The following is a 16,695-nucleotide window of genomic DNA, read 5'->3' as shown; positions in this document are numbered from 1 at the left end:
GTTGGCGGGGCGGCCTCTGAGGCCGCCCCCTGGTGTGTCAGGCGCGTTGCGCGGGCGGAATATCGTCCATCATGTCCGGTTCATCCGGCACGATCACACGCTCTTCCAGGTCCTCTTTAGGGGCCACGAGCGGGTAGAGGTACAGGAAGGCCCCGATGATGACGTAGCCCAGGGTGATCCCGTCGAACTGCGGCATCTGGAGGGTCGGCGCGTGGATGATCCCCAGCGAGGACATCGCGGCAGCCGCCAGCGCAAAGGCCCCCGCCATGCGGAACCGCGCGTCGATCACGTCGGCAACGATGGCGCCCCAGATCAGCCCGGTCAAGATCGCCCCCTGGCTGAGCGCAAGGTGCCCCTCGTAATGCGCGCCTTCCATCAGCAGGGCGGCGGTCAGGTTCGCATCGCCCAAGGCGGGCAGTCCCTCGACGCCCGAATTGCGCAACGCGTTCATCAGCGACCCCCATTTGACCATCAGGAACTCCGAGATATGCGGCAGGATGGCAAAGGACACGGCGGCCATGTGCATCGGTTTGATCGACCATGCGGTGTTTGTGATGAGGCTCACCGAGACAAAGACGAGCACGGGGGCGGCGGCGGCAATCGGGATCAACCCGGCCAAGAACGACAGGAAGCCCAGAAAGGCAGCGGCGGCGATCACGACAGCGACGCCGACGATATAGCCCGCATGGGCATCCAGTCGCTTGTAGGCCGGGTGGCCGATGTAGACCGTGGTCGGAAAGGGAGAGCCGAAGACCGCGCCGATCATCGTGCCCGCCCCGTCCGTCACCTGGCACAGACCTACGGGATAGCTGTCCCCGGCGGCCTCGGCGCTCTCGACGTTGTTCATCGTCTCGATGAAGTTGTAGATCTGCACCGGGATCAGCACCAGGAACAGTTCCGGGTTGGCGAACAGGTACTGGATACCCGCGATCATGTCGCCGAGATAGGGCACCGGCGGATAGGCCCCGACGCCGGAGAAATCGAACTTTGCCTCGCCCAGAACGATGGCGATCACTGTGCCCGCGCCGATGGCCACAAGCCCCGCAGGCACGTTGCCCGGCAGGCGAAAGCGTCCGATCAGCCCCCAGAGGATGAACAGCAGCGAGGTGAAGCCGATGACCGGGCTTTCAAAGATCTCTGCCAGCGGCACCGACCCGATAAAGACCAGTGCGATCCCGCAAAGCGTCCCCAGCATCCCCGCGCGCGGCGTGATGCGTTTGAGGAAGGGACCGACCACGGCGCCCAGCGCCGCGACGATCCCGCCCATGAAGCCTGCGCCGATGCCGACCTGCCATGCCAGGAGCGGATCCTGCGTCGCCCAGTAGATCGGGCCAATGACGCCAAAGAGATAGACGAACATCACCGGGGTGGAGATGCCGTAGGGCAAGGCCGTCACGTCGCGGCCCTGTCGCGTCGCCGCCCATTTCGCCATGACAGTATAGACCGCGACCCCCGCCAGGATGGCCACCGCCGCGCCCGGCACGATGCGGCCATAGACGATCTCGGCCGGCATCTGGAACACGAACTGGCAGACCCCGGACAGGATCAGCAGGTTTACGAGGTTGTCGGTGAACAGCGCCCAGAAGGCGCTGAAATCGCTGCGTGTGAACAGCCTGTAGGTGTAGCTTGCACCGTCCATGACGGTCTCCTCCTCCGATGTGACCAGCTCCACGGCCCGGTGTCAGGCCGTCAGTCCCTCCTGGTCTTGGTGATGGCCCTTTCGGGCCGCCTGGATTGCCCGCTCTGGGCAGGTCGCGGCAGGTTCAGAGGTCAATTCAGCCATGACTTCGGCCACCACGAAGGCGGCGATCAGGCTGGGCCGCTTGTCGCGGCTACCGCTTGCCCCGATGGGGCAGATCAATGTGTCGATGTCACCGGCCTCGCAGTTCCGGTGCATCCAGTTCCTGAATTTTGCCCGCTTGGTGGCAGAGCCGATCATGCCGACATAGGCCGCGTCACCGCGTTCCAGAGCGGCGGCGGTCAGCAGGAAGTCCAGCGCATGATCATGCGTCAGCACGACAAAGGCGCTGCCCGCCGGGGCCGTCATGATGTCGATCTCGGGGATCGCGCGGACACGCGTGTCGACCTCCGCAGTGCAGAGCGCGATTTCCTCGGGCCGCGTGTCGATGACGATGCAGGTGACCGGCAGGTGCTGAAACAGGTCGGCCAGTGCGCGGCCCACATGGCCCGCGCCCAGAACGTAGACATGCGGGCGGCTGTCCTTGGCGCGCGCCTCGCGGGTGATGGCCGCGCGCCTGTCCGAGGCGCGCAGCCGCGTCAGCCCCATTTCGACCCGCCCGCCACAGCATTGCCCGATCTCGGGTCCCAGCGGCAGGTCCAGCGTTCGGCTCAGAACGCCGTCACGCAGCATCCCGCGCGCCGTTTCGATGGCCCGGAATTCCAACTGACCGCCGCCAATCGTGCCCCAGAGGCCGGAGGCGGCGACGAACATCTCTGTACCCTCGCCGCGCGGAGAAGAGCCGCGCACCCGCGTCAGCTCCACACGGATCACTGCGCCTTCCGCGCCAAGGAACTCCGCCAATGACGTGATTGCGGATGCCATCGGCTCACCCCCCGGCCTGCAGACGGGTGACGGCCATCAGCACGCGTTCCGGCGTGGCCGGGGCATCGAGACGCGGGCAGACGCGGTAATCGGCAACCGAGGCCACCGCCATCGACAGCGCCTCGAAGACCGAGATGCCCAACATGAAGGGCGGCTCGCCCACGGCCTTGGACCGCTTGATCGTCAGTTCGCGGTTCTCCGACCAATCCGCGAGGTTCACGTTGAAGATACGCGGCCGGTCCGAGGCCAGCGGGATCTTGTAGGTCGACGGCGCATGGGTGCGCAGACGGCCCGCGTCGTCCCACCAGAGTTCCTCACTGGTCAGCCAACCCATGCCCTGCACGAAGGCGCCTTCGACCTGCCCCTTGTCCAGCACCGGGTTCAGCGAGCGGCCCACGTCATGCAGGATATCGGTGCGCTCGATCCGGTATTCCCCGGTCAGCGTGTCGATCGTCGCCTCGGAACAGGCGGCGCCATAGGCGTAGTAGTAGAACGGCCGCCCCTGCCCTTTGTCGCGGTCCCAGTGGATCTTGGGGGTCTTGTAGAACCCGGCCGCCGACAATTGGACCCGCGCCATGTAGGCGGCCTTGATGACCGCATCGAAGGACAGAACCTCGTCCCCGATCTGCACCCGATTGGCGAGGAACCGCACCTCTTCCGGCGCGACGCCCCATTTCTCCGCGGCGAACTCCACCAGCCGCGCCTTGATCTGCTCGACCGCGTTCAGCGCAGCCATGCCGTTCAGGTCCGACCCCGAAGACGCCGCGGTGGCCGAAGTATTGGGCACCTTCTCGGTCGTGGTCCTGGTGATCTTGATGCGCTCGAAATCGACCTGGAAGGCATCGGCCACCACCTGCGCGACCTTGGTGTTCAGGCCCTGACCCATCTCTGTCCCGCCATGATTCAGGTGGATGGACCCGTCGTTGTAGACATGCACCAAGGCGCCCGCCTGATTGTAATGCGTCGCTGTAAAGGAGATGCCGAATTTCACCGGCGTCAGCGCGATGCCCTTTTTCAGAACCGGCGACGTTCGGTTGGAAGCGACGATCTCTGCCCGGCGGCGGCGATACTCGGCGCTTTCCTCCAGTTCAGTCACGAGCCGGTCCAAGATGTTGTTCTCGACCTGCTGATGATAGGGGGTCAGGTCGCGCCCCTCTCCGCCATAGAAATTGGCCTTGCGCACATCCAGCGGGTCTTGCCTAGTGGCATAGGCGATTTCCTCGATGATGCGTTCTGCGGCAACCACGCCCTGCGGCCCACCAAAGCCCCGGAAGGCGGTGTTGGAGACCGTGTTCGTCTTCATCGGGCGCGAGGTCAGGCGCACATGGGGATAGAAATAGGCGTTGTCCGCATGGAACAGCGCGCGGTCGGTGACCGGCCCCGAAAGATCGGACGAGTAGCCGCAGCGCGCTGCGAAACTGCCTTCGACTGCCTGAATCCGGCCTCCGTCGTCAAAACTCACGTCATAGTCGATCACGAAATCATGGCGCTTGCCCGTGGCGGTCATGTCCTGATCGCGGTCGGGGCGGATCTTGACGGCGCGGTTCCATTTCTTCGCGGCCACGGCGGCGATGGCACAGAACAGGTTCATCTGGCTTTCCTTGCCGCCGAACCCGCCCCCCATGCGCCGCACGTTCACCGTGACCGCATTGGAGGGCACGCCAAGCACATGGGCCACCATGTGCTGCGCCTCGGAGGGGTGCTGCGTCGAACAATGCACCTGCACGTCATCGTCCTCTCCCGGAATAGCGCAGGCGATATGGACTTCGAGGTACATGTGGTCCTGACCACCGACCTGCATCCGGCCCTTGATCCGATGCACTGCCGCCTGACGCCCGGCCTCCACGTCGCCGCGTTCCAGCTTCAGCGGCGGGGTGACATGGGGATAGCCCGCATCCATGGCCGCCTGCGGATCCAGCGCATGGGGCAGAACCTCGTAGTCCACCTTGGCCAGCGTTGCCGCGCGACGAGCTGCATCGCGGGTTTCGGCGATCACCGCGAACAGGGGCTGGCCGTGGAACTCGATCTTTTCCGTGGGAAAGACCGGCTCGTCGTTGCGGCCCGTGGGGCTGATGTCGTTGACGCCGGGAATGTCGTCGGCAGTCAACACGCCGGTGACGCCGGGCGCGGCCCGGACGGCGGTCAGGTCGATGCCCTTCAACGTGGCATGGGTTACGTCCGAAACACCCAGGTAGGCGTGCAGCGTGCCCTCGGGCAGCGCGACATCGTCGGTGTAGTCGGCGCGCCCGGTGACATGCTTGGTGGCGCTGTCGTGGATACGGTCCTGATGCACGGAGCCGGTGATGGTCACGTTGTCTTTCATCGGTCTGTCCCCTCTCAGGCGGTGGCCAGTTGCACGGGCGCATCCGTCGCCGCGTCGTTTTCAAGGAAGAACCGGCGCAGAAGGTTGCCTGCCGAAAGGCTGCGATAGTCGGCAGAGGCGCGCCAGTCGGTCAGCGGCGTGAAATCCTGCGCGAGAGCGGCGGTCGCCTTGGCGAATGCCTCTTCGGACCAGGCCTGCCCAAGCAGCGCGTTTTCGGCCTTGGCGGCCCGTTTCGGCGTCGCTGCCATGCCCCCAAAGGCGATGCGGCAATCGGTGATCCGGCCCTCTTCGACCGTGACGCGGATGCCCGCCGCAACCGAGGAAATATCCTCGTCCCGGCGCTTGGAAATCTTGTAGGCTGCGTGTCGCTGGCCGGGTTGCGGCAGCGGCACGCGGATCGCCTCGACGAATTCGCCCGCCTGCCGGTCCTGCTTGCCGTAATCGACAAAGAACTCCTGCAGCGGCAGCACACGGCGGGCATCTCCTTTGCGCAGCGTGATCTCTGCCCCCAGCGCGATCAGCACCGGCGGCGTGTCCCCGATGGGTGAGCCGTTGGCGATATTGCCGCCCACGGTCCCCATGTTGCGCACCTGCCAACCTGCGATCCGGTCCCAGTAACCGGCGAGATGCGGAAAGGCGCCGGTCAGTTCATCCTGGCATTCGCTGTAACTGGCCCCCGCCCCGATCCAGAGCGCGTCATCGCGGACCTCGACCGCCTTCAGCCCCTCGAGGTGCCCGGTGAAGATCGCCGGGCCGATGGGCCGCAGGAATTTGGTCACCCAAAGGCCCACATCCGTTGCTCCGGCGACAATGGTCGCCTCCGGATGGTCCAGCAGGCAGGCGGCCAGATCGTCCACATCCGCCGGCAGGATCGCACGGTTGTTCTCGGGGCCGGTCTCCACCCGTTGACCGTCGCGCAGCGCCGTCAGGCGGGCGGTGATCTCTTCGCGTTCACGGGCAATCGGGTCGGCGGCGGGAGAGCCATAGCGGCTGATCGCAACGGCTGCGCGGATGATCGGCGCATAGCCCGTGCAACGGCAGAGATTGCCCTGCAGCGCCGTTTCCACCTGGGCTTCGTTCGGCTCGGGAACCGCCATCCAAAGCGCGTAGAGCGACACGACGAATCCCGGGGTACAGAACCCGCACTGGCTGCCGTGATGATCGACAAGCGCCTGTTGCACCGGGTGCAATCCGCCATCCGCCCCCGCAAGATGTTCGACGGTCACGACGTGGCAGCCATCCAGCGAGGCCAAAAAGCGGATGCAGGCGTTGACCGGGTCATAGCGCAGGCCATCCCGCGTCAGGCGGCCCACCAGAACCGTGCAGGCACCGCAATCGCCCTCGGCGCAGCCTTCCTTGGTGCCGGTCAGGCGACGGTCCAACCGCAGGAAATCCAGCAGGGTGCGATCTGCCCCGACGTCGCTGATGGAAACATCGCGCCCGTTCAGAATGAATCGGATCTCGGATCGGTGCGGCATGACTTCCTCCCTGAAGACTCGCTGGATTGCGGGGTTGCCAGAGAGGCTACAGCTTGCATTAGCCTCAAAAAACATCCGCAAGCGGCAAATACTTTCAACAGGTTGTTGATAATGACCCCCGGGCCTGCAAGGCTGCGACGGGTCTTTCCCGGGGGGTAACGTCATGTCCTACATTGAAAGCCTGCAAGTCTTTGTCCGCGTCACGGAACTGGGCAGCATCACATCGGGCGGGCGCGATCTGCGCCTGACCCCGGCGGTGGCCAGCAAAAGAATCAAGGAGTTGGAGCGCCGCCTCGGCGTTCGGCTGTTCAATCGGACCACCCGATCCATCACGCCGACAGAGGTGGGCCGCGTCTTTTACGAAGAGGCCCGCAGGGTGTTGCAGGCGTTGGAGACCGCCGAGGCACGGGTGGCCAGTTTTTCCGACACCCCGCGCGGCGCGCTGCGCGTGACGGCGCCCCTTGGCGTCGGTCGCCGGATCGTGGCACCGCTGGTGCCCGCCTTCACCGATTCCTTCCCGGAAACAGAGGTGCGGATGCGCCTGTCGGACCGGCGGGTCGACATTCTGGCAGACGGTCAGGACGTGGCATTTTTTATCGGTGCGCCCAAGGACAGCAACATGAAGCTGCGCAAGATCGCCGATTGCGCCCGCGTGCTTTGCGCCTCGCCGGACTACCTGCGCACGGCGGGCACACCCATGCAGCCCGAAGATCTGCTGAACCAGAACCACAACTGCCTGTTGCTGCGCTATCCACGCTCGCCCGAGTATTTCTGGACGCTGAACACCGCCGGAGGTCCCCTGAAACTGGAGGTTCGGGGACGGTTCGATGCCGACGATGGCGACGTTCTCACCGATTGGGCATTGGCCGGGCGCGGGATCGTCAACAAGCCCCGCTTTGACGTTGCCCATCACCTGGCAGACGGGCGGCTGATCGAGGTTCTGTCCGACACGCCGCCCTTGCCGATGATCTTTGGTTGTCTCTATCCGCACAAGAAACTGCAGGACCCGAAGGTCCGGCTGTTCGTGGAACATGTCGCCAGCCACAGCAAGGCACTGCTGGCAGGGTCAGAGACGGCCCCGGTCTAGGCCTTCGCCGCGATGACGATGAATTCGACCTTGTAGTCCGGCGTCGCCAGCTTGGCCTCGCCACAGGCGCGGGCCGGGGCGTGGCCCTCAGGCACCCAGGCGTCCCAGACCGCGTTCATCTCGGCGAAGTCGCCCATGTCCGCCAGCCAGATCACGCATTGCAGGATGCGCGTCTTGTCCGACCCGGCCTCTGCCAGAAGCGCGTCGATCTTTTCCAGGCAATCCAGCGTCTGCTGCGTGACGCTGGCGCCAGCGGTGCCGACCTGGCCCGCCAGGTAGATCGTATCGCCATGTGTCACGATCTGGCTCATGCGCGGGCCGGTATGGCTTCGTGTGATCTCTGTCATGTCTTGCCTCTTGGGATCAGGAAGAAAACCGCGCCGGGGACAGCGCCCCGATGACGGTGTCGGAAACGGGTGGGGCCGTGTCAGTGACAAGCCGGGCGGTGACGCGGGACAGTACGGGCGCGGTCTGCACACCATAGCCCCCCTGGCCCGCCAGCCAGAAGAACCCCGGTTCATCGGGATCTTGGCCGACAACCGGCGTCCGGTCCGGTGTAAAGCTGCGCAGCCCCGCCCAAGTATGTTCGACGCGGGTAACGGGCATCGTGACCGCCTGTTCGAACCTATGCAGTCCCTCGGCCAGCACCATGTCGTCGGCCCAGGCGTCATGAGGTTCCACCGGGTCCTCGTCGGCGGGGCTGACCATCAGCTTGCCTGCTTCGGGTTTGGCGTACCACTGCTCCGAGGCCGATACGAACAGCGGCCAGCGGGTGACGTCGTGATCCTCCGGCGCGGGCAGGATCGCCGCCGAGCGCCGCAAGGGATGCATCGGGATGGTGCGGACGCCAGCCAGGTCCGCCACTTGCGCGGCCCAGGCCCCGGCAGCATTGACGATCAACGGCGCGCGGTAATCCTGCGCGCCGGCGGTGACGACCCACTGCCCCCCCTCGCGCCGGATCTCCGTCACCTGGGCCCCTGTCTCGATCCGGCCACCCCGGCCGCGCAGCAACCGCGCGTAGCCATTCAGCATCCGGTCCACGTCGATGTCCTGCGCGTCCCACTCGATCACCGCCGCGGCGATCAGTTCGGGCCGCAGGATCGGCACCAACTCGACCGCCTGCGCGGCGCTCAGTCGTTCGAGGCCCTGGGCCCCGGCGCAGTAGTCCTCCAGCGTGGCCACCTCGTCCTCGGTGGCCACCATCATCTCGCCGCGCGGCGACAGCAGGCTGCTGTCCGACACGCCCTCGGGCCGTTCCATCAGGCCCGCGGACACCGCGTTGAGTGCCCGCAGCGTCGCATTGCCATAGTTGCGGATGAAGATCGCCGCAGATCGGCCCGTGGAATGATAACCGATCTGGCGCTCACCCTCGAGCACGGTCACCGACATGTCCGCGGCCAGTTCCGCGCCTGCGCTGATCCCGGCGATGCCGCCGCCGATCACGATCACGTCCGAGGTTGTCACGCGCCCTCCTGAAACCCGGTCAGGGTTTTGGTCAGGTTCGCGCCCAGCGTGTCCGAAAGGTATCCGCCCTCCTGGACAAACAGCACGGGCAGGCCGGTGGCGGCGATGGCAGCACCAATGCGGGCAAAACCGTCCTGCGTGACCGCCAGTCCCTGAAAGGGATCGTCGATCGAGGCATCGAGGCCCAGGGCCACCACAAGCGCATCGGTGCCAAAGCTGCGTACCCGCCCCAGCGCCGTGTCCAGCGTCTTGAGGAAATCCGCGTCCCCCGTGCCGCGCGCCAGCGGCAGGTTCAGGTTGCAGCCCATCCCCCGGCCCGCGCCCCGTTCCTGCGCGTGGCCCCAGAAAAACGGGTAGAACCGCGCCGGATCGGCGTGAATGGATACGGTCAGCACGTCGTCGCGGTCATAGAACATGCCTTGCGTGCCGTTGCCGTGGTGCACGTCCACATCAAGGATCGCGGGGCGGAAACCCCAGCCGCGCAAGCGTTCGGCGGCAATGCCCGAGTTGTTGAGGAAGCAGAAGCCCCCCGCCAGGTCCGCAAAGGCATGGTGCCCCGGCGGGCGCGACAGGGCATAGACGGCGCGTTCGTCACTGGCGATCAGGTCGGCCCCGGTGATGGCGCTCTGCGCGGACCAATAGGCCGCCTCCCATGTGCCTTCGGCAATGGGACAGGCGGTGTCGGCCTGGTGATAACCGGCCTGACCCACGGCGGATTTGGGATAGCCATCGGTGCGGTTGGCCGGGTGGATGTTGGGGATAACCTCTTCGCCCGCGCCCTCGATCCGGCGCCAGCGGGTGTAGATGCTTTCGAGAAAGGTCAGGTACTCGGGGGTATGCACCGCCGCGATGGGGCCAAGGCCCGCGTCCTGCGGTCGCTGGAACGCGCAGCCCGCCTCTTCGGCGGCAGCCTTCAGCACCTCGATCCGGCGCGGCTGCTCGGGGTTGGGCATGATCGCCCCGTTGGCCATGAAATGCTTGGGATCATGGCGCCATTGTCGGTCGTCAAAGACGGCTTTCATCGCTCTCCTTCCAGGGCCGCGCATCCGGCCTCATCCAAGAACAGATCGGTGTGACCCTTGGCGGGGACAAAGCCCAGCCGGTCGTAGAAACGGCGCGCCGCGGGGGTCCGGTCATAGACTTGCAGGCGCAGGAAGCAAGCCCCCCAAGCCCGCGCTGCGTCGGCATAGGCCGCGGCCAGCAACCGCCGTCCGAGCCCTCCGGATCGCTGGGCAGGCGACACCCAGAGGTCCGAGACATAGAGCCCCGCACCGCCGCGCATCGTGGACAGCCCCGGCGAGTAGAGCGCCAGCCCGGCCATCGCGCCGCCCTCCTCGGCCAGTTGGGCGCGAAAGGCCGGAACGTCTCCCCAGCCCGCACGCGCCAGAACCTCGGGCGAGGCGTTGTAGGTATCACCCAGGTCCCGCGCCAGGGCGGCAAGCGCCTGGTCGAGCCGCTCCACGTCAGAGCGTGCGCCCGTCCTGATCATCAATCCCATCAGATCGCCGTCCTGTCCGCGCCCTTCAGCCCCAGCATTCGGCGGGCATCCTCCGGCGTGGCAACCTCGCGGCCCATGTCCTCGACGATGCGGCGGATCTTGGCCACCTGCTCGGCATTGCTCCGCGCCAGTTGCCCGCGCGCGATCATCAGGCTGTCTTCCAGCCCGACGCGCACATGCCCACCCATCGCAGCGGCCATGCTGGTCAGCGGGATCTGGTGCCGTCCGGCCGCCAGAACCGAAAACATGTAATCCTCGCCGAATAGCTTGTCGGCGATGGTCTTCATGTGATTCAGGTTCTCCGGGTCCGGTCCCATCCCCCCCAGCACGCCAAAGACGAACTGGATGAAGAACGGCGCCTCTACCAATCCGCGATCCGCGAAATGGCGCAGCATGTAGAGGTGACTCAGGTCGTAGCATTCAAATTCGAACCGCGCGCCGCGCTCCTTGCCCATCGTCTGCAGGATGCCTGCGATGTCGCGCGGCGTGTTCTTGAAGACGAGGTCGTCGGAGTTTTCCAGGAACGGCTGTTCCCAGTCGTGTTTCCATTCGTCGATCCGCGCCGCCGCAGGATAAAGCGCAAAGTTCATCGACCCCATGTTCAGGCTGCACATCTCCGGTTCGGCCAACTTGGGCGCGGCTAGCCGCTGGTCCAGCGTCATCACCGCGCTGCCGCCGGTGGAAATGTTCAGGACCGCGCCTGTCGCTTGCTTGATCCGCGGCAGGAAAGCCATGAAATGCGCCGGGTCGGCAGAGGGCTGCCCGGTCGCGGGATCGCGGGCGTGCAGGTGCAGGATCGATGCCCCGGCCTCTGCAGCGCCAACGGCGTGTTCGGTGATCTGATCCGCCGTCACCGGCAGGTGGGGCGACATCGATGGCGTATGGATCGAGCCGGTGACAGCGCAGGTGATGAGGATCTTGCTCATGTCATCCGGCCTGCATCGCGGGTGCGATTTCCTGCGCGAACTGGACAAGGGACGCATCCAGCCCCTCGATGATCTCGTCGATATGCCCCTCGTTCAGGATCAGCGGCGGGCAGACAAGAATGTGATCCCCTTCCAGACCGTCGCGTGTGCGACGCGAATAGACGATCAACCCCTTGTCATAGGCGATGTCCACGAACCGCTGATGCGCGTTCAGGTGTTTCGGCAGGGGCGCCTTTGTGCTCCGGTCCGACATGAACTCGAAGGCGGTCAACAGGCCCTTGCCGCGCACGTCCCCGATGATGTCGTGGCGTTGCATCAAGCCGTTCAGCCGCGCCAGCAGTTTTTCCCCCATCGCGGCGGCATTGGCGCAAAGATCTTGCCTGTCGATCTCATCCAGAACGGCCAGGCCCGCCGCGCAGGCCAACGGGTTGCCCGCATACGTGAACCCATGCGCAAACCCGCCCGCGTCCAGCACGGGGTCCACCAGTCGCCTGTCGGCAACCATCGCGCCCAGAGGCGCATAGCCAGAGCCGATCCCTTTGGACAGAACCACGATGTCGGGCCGCACGCCCCAGTGATCGACTCCCAGAAAGGCGCCGGTGCGCCCCGCCCCGGTCATGACCTCGTCGAGGATCAGCAGGATACCATAGGCGTCGCAGATCTCGCGCACCCGTGCGAGATAACCCGGCGGAGAGACCAGCGCCCCCGTCGAGGCACCGCCGATCGGCTCGACGATGAAGGCCAGCACGCTGTCCGGGCCCTCCTCTTCGATCCTCTGGGCCAGCATGTCGGCATAGTGCCGCCCCGTCGCCGCGTTCTCTGGGTCCAGCCCGTCGAGATAGGCGCGCGGCGCCGGCACCTTTGGCATGACCCGCATCATGGGTTCAAACGGCGCGGTCAGCGTGGTGTAGCCGGTGGTTGCCAGCGCCCCCAAAGTGCAGCCGTGATAGGAGGGCGTGCGCGAAATGATCTTCCACCGGCTGCCCTGCCCCACCGCCAGCGCGTATTGCCGCGCCAGTTTCATCGCGCTCTCCACCGCCTCGGACCCGCCGGAGACAAAGAACACGCGGTCCAGCCCCTCGGGCATTTTCTCGGCCAGTTTCTCGGCCATGTTTTCCGAGGCTTCGGTTTCGAAATGCAGACGATAGCCAAAGGTGGATTTTTCCATCTGGCGCTGCATCGCCGCCAGCACATGTTCGTTGGAATGACCGATATTGCAGACCATCGCGCCGGACGACCCGTCAAGATAGCGGCGCCCGTTCTTGTCCCACATGTAGACGCCGCGGGCCTGGTCCAGCACCGGTTTGCGCCCGCGGCCCTGGTAGAAAAGCTTGCTCATCCCGTCACCCCGGCAATGCAGCGCAATCGATGGGCCGAAACCCTGCTGTCACTGTCGTGCCTTCGGCAAAGGGATGACCGTCGATCATGTTGATCGCCTGGAACTGGCGATCACCGGCACGGATGAAATAGCGCACGGTCTGGCCCTGGTAGTCGACGGTTTCCACCACCGCCTCGGATGTGACCATGCCGGTCGTGTCCGCGCCCTGCGGCATCAATTGCAGTTTCTCGGCCCGCAGCACCAGCTTGGCCGCGCCTTCGCTGACCTGCGGCGCCTTGTCGGCGGGCACCGGCACATGGCCGAACACCGGTACGTCCAGCACAGCCGTCTCGGCATCCTTGCCGGTGCATTTGCCCTCGATGATGTTGGAGGCACCCAGGAAATTGGCGACGAATTCGCTGGCTGGGCGGTTATAGACCTCTTCCGGCGTGCCGACCTGTTCGACGCGGCCCGCGCTCATGACGACGATCTGGTCGGACATGGCCAGCGCTTCGGACTGGTCATGCGTGACAAAGACGGTCGTGACACCGATCTGGTCCTGGATGCGCTTCAACTCCACGCGCATGTCCTCGCGCAGGTTGGCATCCAGTGCGGACAGCGGTTCGTCCAGCAACAGCACGTCCGGTTCGATGACGATGGCGCGGGCCAGCGCGATGCGTTGTTGCTGACCGCCCGACAGTTCCTTGGGATAGCGGCCGCCCACATCGGGCAATTGCACCAGGTCCAGCGCCTTTTGCACGCGGCCCGGGATCTCGGAGGCGGGCACATCGCGGTATTTCAGGCCAAAGGCCACGTTGTCGGCCACGCTCTTGTGCGGGAACAGGGCGTAGTTCTGGAACACGATCCCAAGGTTGCGCTTGTGGATCGGCACGTTGTTCACGCTTTTGCCACCGATGCGGATTTCGCCCTCGGTCGGGTCCAGCAGGCCGGCGATCATCCGCAGGTTGGTCGTCTTGCCACAGCCCGATGGTCCGAGCAGAGTCAGGAAGGTGCCCTCGGGGATTTCCAGGTTGGTCGGATGCACGGCGGTGAAGGTGCCGAACCGCTTGACGATATTGTCCAGGGTGACGGTACTCATGGGCAAGGTCCTGCGACAGAGGGGCGCCCGCCCCGGCACGCTGGCCGGGGCAGGCAGGTTGGATTGGGGTCAGTAGCCCTTCTGGACACGGCCGAAGGTCTTCGACCAGGCGGCCTCGTGGCCGTTCCAGTAGTCCGGATCGGCAAAGGTAAGACCATCCAGCGTGCCCGTGGGGTCGAAGGCAGGCAGCGTCGGGATCTTGTCACCCAGGTCGACCTTCTGCGGGTCCAGTGCAGGCGGATAGCTCTGCCCCTCGGCCACGGCGATCGAGGTCGCCGGATCAAGCATGAAGTTCAGCAGTTCCTCGCAGGCCTCCAGCGGCGAGCCCTTGATGACGAACATGCATTCCTGCCAGCCAAAGCCGTTGGGCGGGTCCATGTAGCCGATGTCATGCCCCTGCTCCTGCAGGGCGTAGATGCGGCCGGACCAGCCCTCGGTGACGTGGATCTCTTCCTCGGCCAAGAGGCTCATCAGCTCGGCGCCCGAACCCCAGTATTTCAGCGCGAGGTCGCGGTGCTGGCGCACGGCATCCCAGCAGGCCTCTTCGTCGGTGACGCCGTTCGGATCCTGCCCGGTCTGCAGAGAGGCATACCACATCCGCGTACGCCAGTCGGACCAACCGCCGATCTTGCCCTTGTGGGCTTCGTCGATCAGGATCTTGGCGCCCTTTTCCTGCATCTCCTCGTCCGAGATGTACTTGCGGTTATAGGCCAGCCCGGTGGTGCCGTAATCATAGGGCACGCAGCTGAGCGATCCGTCGGTGACGTTCCGGAAGACGTCGACCAGCTTGGGGATCACGAACTGCAGGTTGGGGATCCTTTCCTCGTTCAGCTTGGTGGTCAGGCCCAGCCCGTGATAGCGCGCGTAGTCGAAAACGCCCGACAGGTGGGCGATGTTGTATTCGCCCGGCTGACTGGCCTTGACCCGGCTGAGGTATTCGTCACCGCCGCCGAACGTGCCGTCGACCACCTCGATGCCGGTTTTCGCGGTGAACGGGTCGAAGGCATTGGCGCGCAGCGCCTCGGAGACCACGCCGCCCCAGCCGTCGAACCGGACCTGGCTGACGCTTTGTGCCAAGGCGCGGTAGGGTGTCACAAGGCCGTAGGCCGCGCCTGCGGCGCCCAGAAGGCCCAGGAAACTGCGGCGGTCCAGCCCACCGTTCATGTAGCGCTCGCGCAGGCGTTCATAACGCGTCGTGTCGTCGATTTTCCGTGTCATCTTCATCTCCTTGTCGGGTCGTGGATATGCAGGCGGTTCTATGTGCCGCTCTTGCGGGCGAGTTGCCGTGCGATCGCCGCCCCGATCAGGGGCAGACCGACCGTCATGACAATCATGACTGTTCCGAGCGCGTTGATCTCGGGACTGATGGAATTGCGCAGCATGGCAAAGATCTGCGTCGGCACGGTTTCCACCCCGCCGGGCTTCCAGAACAGAGTGCCGGTGATGTCGTCGAAGCTGATGGTGAAGGCAAAGAGCGCCCCCGCCAGCACCGCCGGCATCATCAGCGGCAGCGTGATCTGAAAGAACGTCTGGACCGGGCTGGCGCCAAGGCTCATCGCCGCTTCCTCGACGTCGCGGCGGATGGAAACCAACCGCGCCTGAACCACGAGGATCACGAAGGGCAGCGTAAAGATCACATGGCCGAACAGCAGCAGGGCAAAGCTCTTGTGCAGGCCGAGAAAGTTGAGGAACAGCAGGAGCGCCACCGCCAGCACCACTTCCGGCACCAGGATGGGCGCGATCAGAAGGGTCGAGATCATGTTGGCGCCCGGCACCTTGTACCGGACCAGCGCGAGGCTGGCCAAGACGCCCAAAGTGGTCGAGATCAGTGCCGTCATCAGGCCAAGCACGATAGAGGTGCGAAAGGCACGCATGATCGCGTCGTTGTTCCACAGTTCCACGAACCAGCGGAAGGAAAAGCCCGTCATCGGAAAACTGCCGAACTGGCTGGCGTTGAAGCTCAGCAGAACCACGACTGCCACTGGCAGGAACATGAAACCGTAGACAAGCAGGCTCCACAGGCGGATCAGGTGCCATCCCCAGCGCATCAGCCCAGCCCCTTCATCAGTTGCGCCATGCCCAGATAGCGGTTGTAGATCATGACCAGCGCCCCCAGCACGACCAGCAGCATCAGGCTGAGTGCAGACCCCAGCGGCCAGTTGAGCTGCGTGATGATCGCCTCGAAGACGAGGTTGGCGAACATGGCGTCACGCGGTCCGCCCAACACCAGCGGCGTGATGTATGTCCCCGCGCCCAGCACGAAACACAGCAGCCCGCCCGCTGCGAGACCGGGCAACGACAGCGGCAGCGTGACCTGAATGAAGGACTGCCACTTGGTTGCACCCAGCGAATTTGCGGCATCCTCGAGATTGGTGTCGATGCCGTCGAGGCTGACAAAGACGTTCAGCACCATGAAGGGCAGCAGGAAATGCACGAGGCCGAGGATCACCGTGGTCTCGTTGTAGAGCATGTTCAGCGGCTCGCTGATGATGCCCACGCTCATCAGCAGCGTGTTCAGCGCGCCCGAGACGCCCAGGATATTGATCCAGCTCATCGTGCGGATGATGTAGCTGATCCAGAACGGCAGCATCAGAAGCAGCAGCAAGAGCACCTTGTTGCCGCGCGACCGCGCGATGAAATAGGCCGCCGGATAGCCCATCAGGGCGCAGACAATCGTGGTGATCGCGGCAATCCGCAGGGTGCTGAACAGGATGTCGCGGTAGAAGCGGTCGGTCAGCGCCTCGCGCCAGTTGTCGAGGTAGAAGCCGACCTGGTCGGCCCCCGTGGCGGTACGCAGCCAGAAGCTGTAGACCACGATGAAGATCAGCGGCACCAGAAGCAGCAGAGTGACCGCGCTGATGGCCGGGGCCAGCAGGATCCAGGTTGGCGCGCCTCACGGGCTTCGACGGACATGCGTTTCCTCGTGTCTGGAGACTTGC

15 protein-coding genes are annotated in these 16,695 nt (G+C 65.0%); 1 reads left to right on the top strand and 14 read right to left on the bottom strand.

The genetic code is table 11. The features are described 5' to 3' along the window. Window positions 1-37: 37 nt before the first annotated feature. The 4 genes from ACQY5B_RS03955 to xdhA are packed head-to-tail and all read right to left on the bottom strand — an operon-like array spanning window position 38 to window position 6,364. Window positions 38-1,639 carry a xanthine/uracil/vitamin C permease gene (locus tag ACQY5B_RS03955; protein WP_420326282.1) on the bottom strand — a complete coding sequence of 534 codons (1,602 nt, stop codon included), beginning with the start codon at window positions 1,637-1,639 and terminating at the stop codon, window positions 38-40. A gap of 42 nt (window positions 1,640-1,681) precedes the next feature. After that, entirely contained in the window at window positions 1,682-2,563 is an 882-nt protein-coding gene (gene xdhC, locus ACQY5B_RS03950; protein WP_420326283.1) for a xanthine dehydrogenase accessory protein XdhC, read from the bottom strand. 4 nt (window positions 2,564-2,567) lie between these two features. Then, window positions 2,568-4,886 (bottom strand): xanthine dehydrogenase molybdopterin binding subunit, encoded by a 2,319-nt coding sequence (gene xdhB, locus ACQY5B_RS03945; protein WP_420326284.1) that lies wholly within the window; start codon window positions 4,884-4,886, stop codon window positions 2,568-2,570. A 14-nt stretch (window positions 4,887-4,900) separates the two neighbouring features. Beyond that, window positions 4,901-6,364 carry a xanthine dehydrogenase small subunit gene (gene xdhA, locus ACQY5B_RS03940; protein ID WP_421917708.1) on the bottom strand — a complete coding sequence of 488 codons (1,464 nt, stop codon included), beginning with the start codon at window positions 6,362-6,364 and terminating at the stop codon, window positions 4,901-4,903. A 163-nt stretch (window positions 6,365-6,527) separates the two neighbouring features. Here xdhA and ACQY5B_RS03935 point away from each other — a divergent pair, with 163 nt between their 5' ends. Further along, window positions 6,528-7,451: a LysR family transcriptional regulator gene (locus tag ACQY5B_RS03935; RefSeq protein ID WP_420326285.1), complete on the top strand. Its 924-nt coding sequence runs from the start codon at window positions 6,528-6,530 to the stop codon at window positions 7,449-7,451. Here the strand turns inward: ACQY5B_RS03935 and ACQY5B_RS03930 are convergent. From ACQY5B_RS03930 to ACQY5B_RS03885, 10 genes are all read right to left on the bottom strand, one after another. Then, complete coding sequence (locus ACQY5B_RS03930; protein ID WP_420326286.1) at window positions 7,448-7,798, bottom strand: RidA family protein; 351 nt, start codon at window positions 7,796-7,798, stop codon at window positions 7,448-7,450. The genes ACQY5B_RS03935 and ACQY5B_RS03930 overlap by 4 nt on opposite strands. Window positions 7,799-7,814: 16 nt before the next feature. Next, window positions 7,815-8,915, bottom strand: coding sequence for an NAD(P)/FAD-dependent oxidoreductase (locus tag ACQY5B_RS03925; RefSeq protein ID WP_420326288.1), 1,101 nt, complete (start codon window positions 8,913-8,915; stop codon window positions 7,815-7,817). Beyond that, window positions 8,912-9,937 carry a histone deacetylase family protein gene (locus ACQY5B_RS03920; RefSeq protein WP_420326290.1) on the bottom strand — a complete coding sequence of 342 codons (1,026 nt, stop codon included), beginning with the start codon at window positions 9,935-9,937 and terminating at the stop codon, window positions 8,912-8,914. Before ACQY5B_RS03920 ends, ACQY5B_RS03925 begins: the two co-directional genes overlap by 4 nt. Then, the gene (locus tag ACQY5B_RS03915; protein WP_420326291.1) at window positions 9,934-10,413 is read right to left on the bottom strand and encodes a GNAT family N-acetyltransferase; all 480 of its coding nucleotides are present in this window, start codon (window positions 10,411-10,413) and stop codon (window positions 9,934-9,936) included. The genes ACQY5B_RS03920 and ACQY5B_RS03915 overlap by 4 nt, the downstream gene beginning before the upstream one ends. Next, complete coding sequence (gene kce / locus ACQY5B_RS03910; protein ID WP_420326292.1) at window positions 10,413-11,339, bottom strand: 3,5-dioxohexanoate:acetyl-CoA acetone transferase; 927 nt, start codon at window positions 11,337-11,339, stop codon at window positions 10,413-10,415. Before kce ends, ACQY5B_RS03915 begins: the two co-directional genes overlap by 1 nt. Window position 11,340: 1 nt before the next feature. Beyond that, window positions 11,341-12,678, bottom strand: coding sequence for an aminotransferase family protein (locus tag ACQY5B_RS03905; protein WP_420326293.1), 1,338 nt, complete (start codon window positions 12,676-12,678; stop codon window positions 11,341-11,343). Between the two features lie 4 nt (window positions 12,679-12,682). Continuing rightward, window positions 12,683-13,756 carry an ABC transporter ATP-binding protein gene (locus ACQY5B_RS03900; protein WP_420326294.1) on the bottom strand — a complete coding sequence of 358 codons (1,074 nt, stop codon included), beginning with the start codon at window positions 13,754-13,756 and terminating at the stop codon, window positions 12,683-12,685. Window positions 13,757-13,825: 69 nt separating this feature from the next. Next, complete coding sequence (locus ACQY5B_RS03895; protein ID WP_420326295.1) at window positions 13,826-14,974, bottom strand: ABC transporter substrate-binding protein; 1,149 nt, start codon at window positions 14,972-14,974, stop codon at window positions 13,826-13,828. Between the two features lie 38 nt (window positions 14,975-15,012). Beyond that, the gene (locus ACQY5B_RS03890) at window positions 15,013-15,804 is read right to left on the bottom strand and encodes an ABC transporter permease (RefSeq protein WP_305969566.1); all 792 of its coding nucleotides are present in this window, start codon (window positions 15,802-15,804) and stop codon (window positions 15,013-15,015) included. Further along, a complete protein-coding gene (locus ACQY5B_RS03885; protein WP_428400317.1) occupies window positions 15,804-16,589 on the bottom strand; it encodes an ABC transporter permease in 786 nt (261 codons plus the stop codon). Before ACQY5B_RS03885 ends, ACQY5B_RS03890 begins: the two co-directional genes overlap by 1 nt. Window positions 16,590-16,695: the final 106 nt, after the last annotated feature.

The sequence above is a fragment of the Antarctobacter sp. genome (genome assembly GCF_965277915.1).
Classification (GTDB): domain Bacteria; phylum Pseudomonadota; class Alphaproteobacteria; order Rhodobacterales; family Rhodobacteraceae; genus Antarctobacter.
Note: the sequence above shows the minus strand (reverse complement) of the source record. Positions and strands in the feature narration are given on the sequence as shown.

What these genes read in the sequence shown, in the direction of transcription:
- ACQY5B_RS03955 (WP_420326282.1), bottom strand. Translation starts at nt 1,639, where the DNA reads ATGGACGGTGCAAGCTACACCTACAGGCTGTTCACACGCAGCGATTTC.
- xdhC (WP_420326283.1), bottom strand. Translation starts at nt 2,563, where the DNA reads ATGGCATCCGCAATCACGTCATTGGCGGAGTTCCTTGGCGCGGAAGGC.
- xdhB (WP_420326284.1), bottom strand. Translation starts at nt 4,886, where the DNA reads ATGAAAGACAACGTGACCATCACCGGCTCCGTGCATCAGGACCGTATC.
- xdhA (WP_421917708.1), bottom strand. Translation starts at nt 6,364, where the DNA reads ATGCCGCACCGATCCGAGATCCGATTCATTCTGAACGGGCGCGATGTT.
- ACQY5B_RS03935 (WP_420326285.1), top strand. Translation starts at nt 6,528, where the DNA reads ATGTCCTACATTGAAAGCCTGCAAGTCTTTGTCCGCGTCACGGAACTG.
- ACQY5B_RS03930 (WP_420326286.1), bottom strand. Translation starts at nt 7,798, where the DNA reads ATGACAGAGATCACACGAAGCCATACCGGCCCGCGCATGAGCCAGATC.
- ACQY5B_RS03920 (WP_420326290.1), bottom strand. Translation starts at nt 9,937, where the DNA reads ATGAAAGCCGTCTTTGACGACCGACAATGGCGCCATGATCCCAAGCAT.
- ACQY5B_RS03915 (WP_420326291.1), bottom strand. Translation starts at nt 10,413, where the DNA reads ATGGGATTGATGATCAGGACGGGCGCACGCTCTGACGTGGAGCGGCTC.
- kce (WP_420326292.1), bottom strand. Translation starts at nt 11,339, where the DNA reads ATGAGCAAGATCCTCATCACCTGCGCTGTCACCGGCTCGATCCATACG.
- ACQY5B_RS03905 (WP_420326293.1), bottom strand. Translation starts at nt 12,678, where the DNA reads ATGAGCAAGCTTTTCTACCAGGGCCGCGGGCGCAAACCGGTGCTGGAC.
- ACQY5B_RS03900 (WP_420326294.1), bottom strand. Translation starts at nt 13,756, where the DNA reads ATGAGTACCGTCACCCTGGACAATATCGTCAAGCGGTTCGGCACCTTC.
- ACQY5B_RS03895 (WP_420326295.1), bottom strand. Translation starts at nt 14,974, where the DNA reads ATGACACGGAAAATCGACGACACGACGCGTTATGAACGCCTGCGCGAG.
- ACQY5B_RS03890 (WP_305969566.1), bottom strand. Translation starts at nt 15,804, where the DNA reads ATGCGCTGGGGATGGCACCTGATCCGCCTGTGGAGCCTGCTTGTCTAC.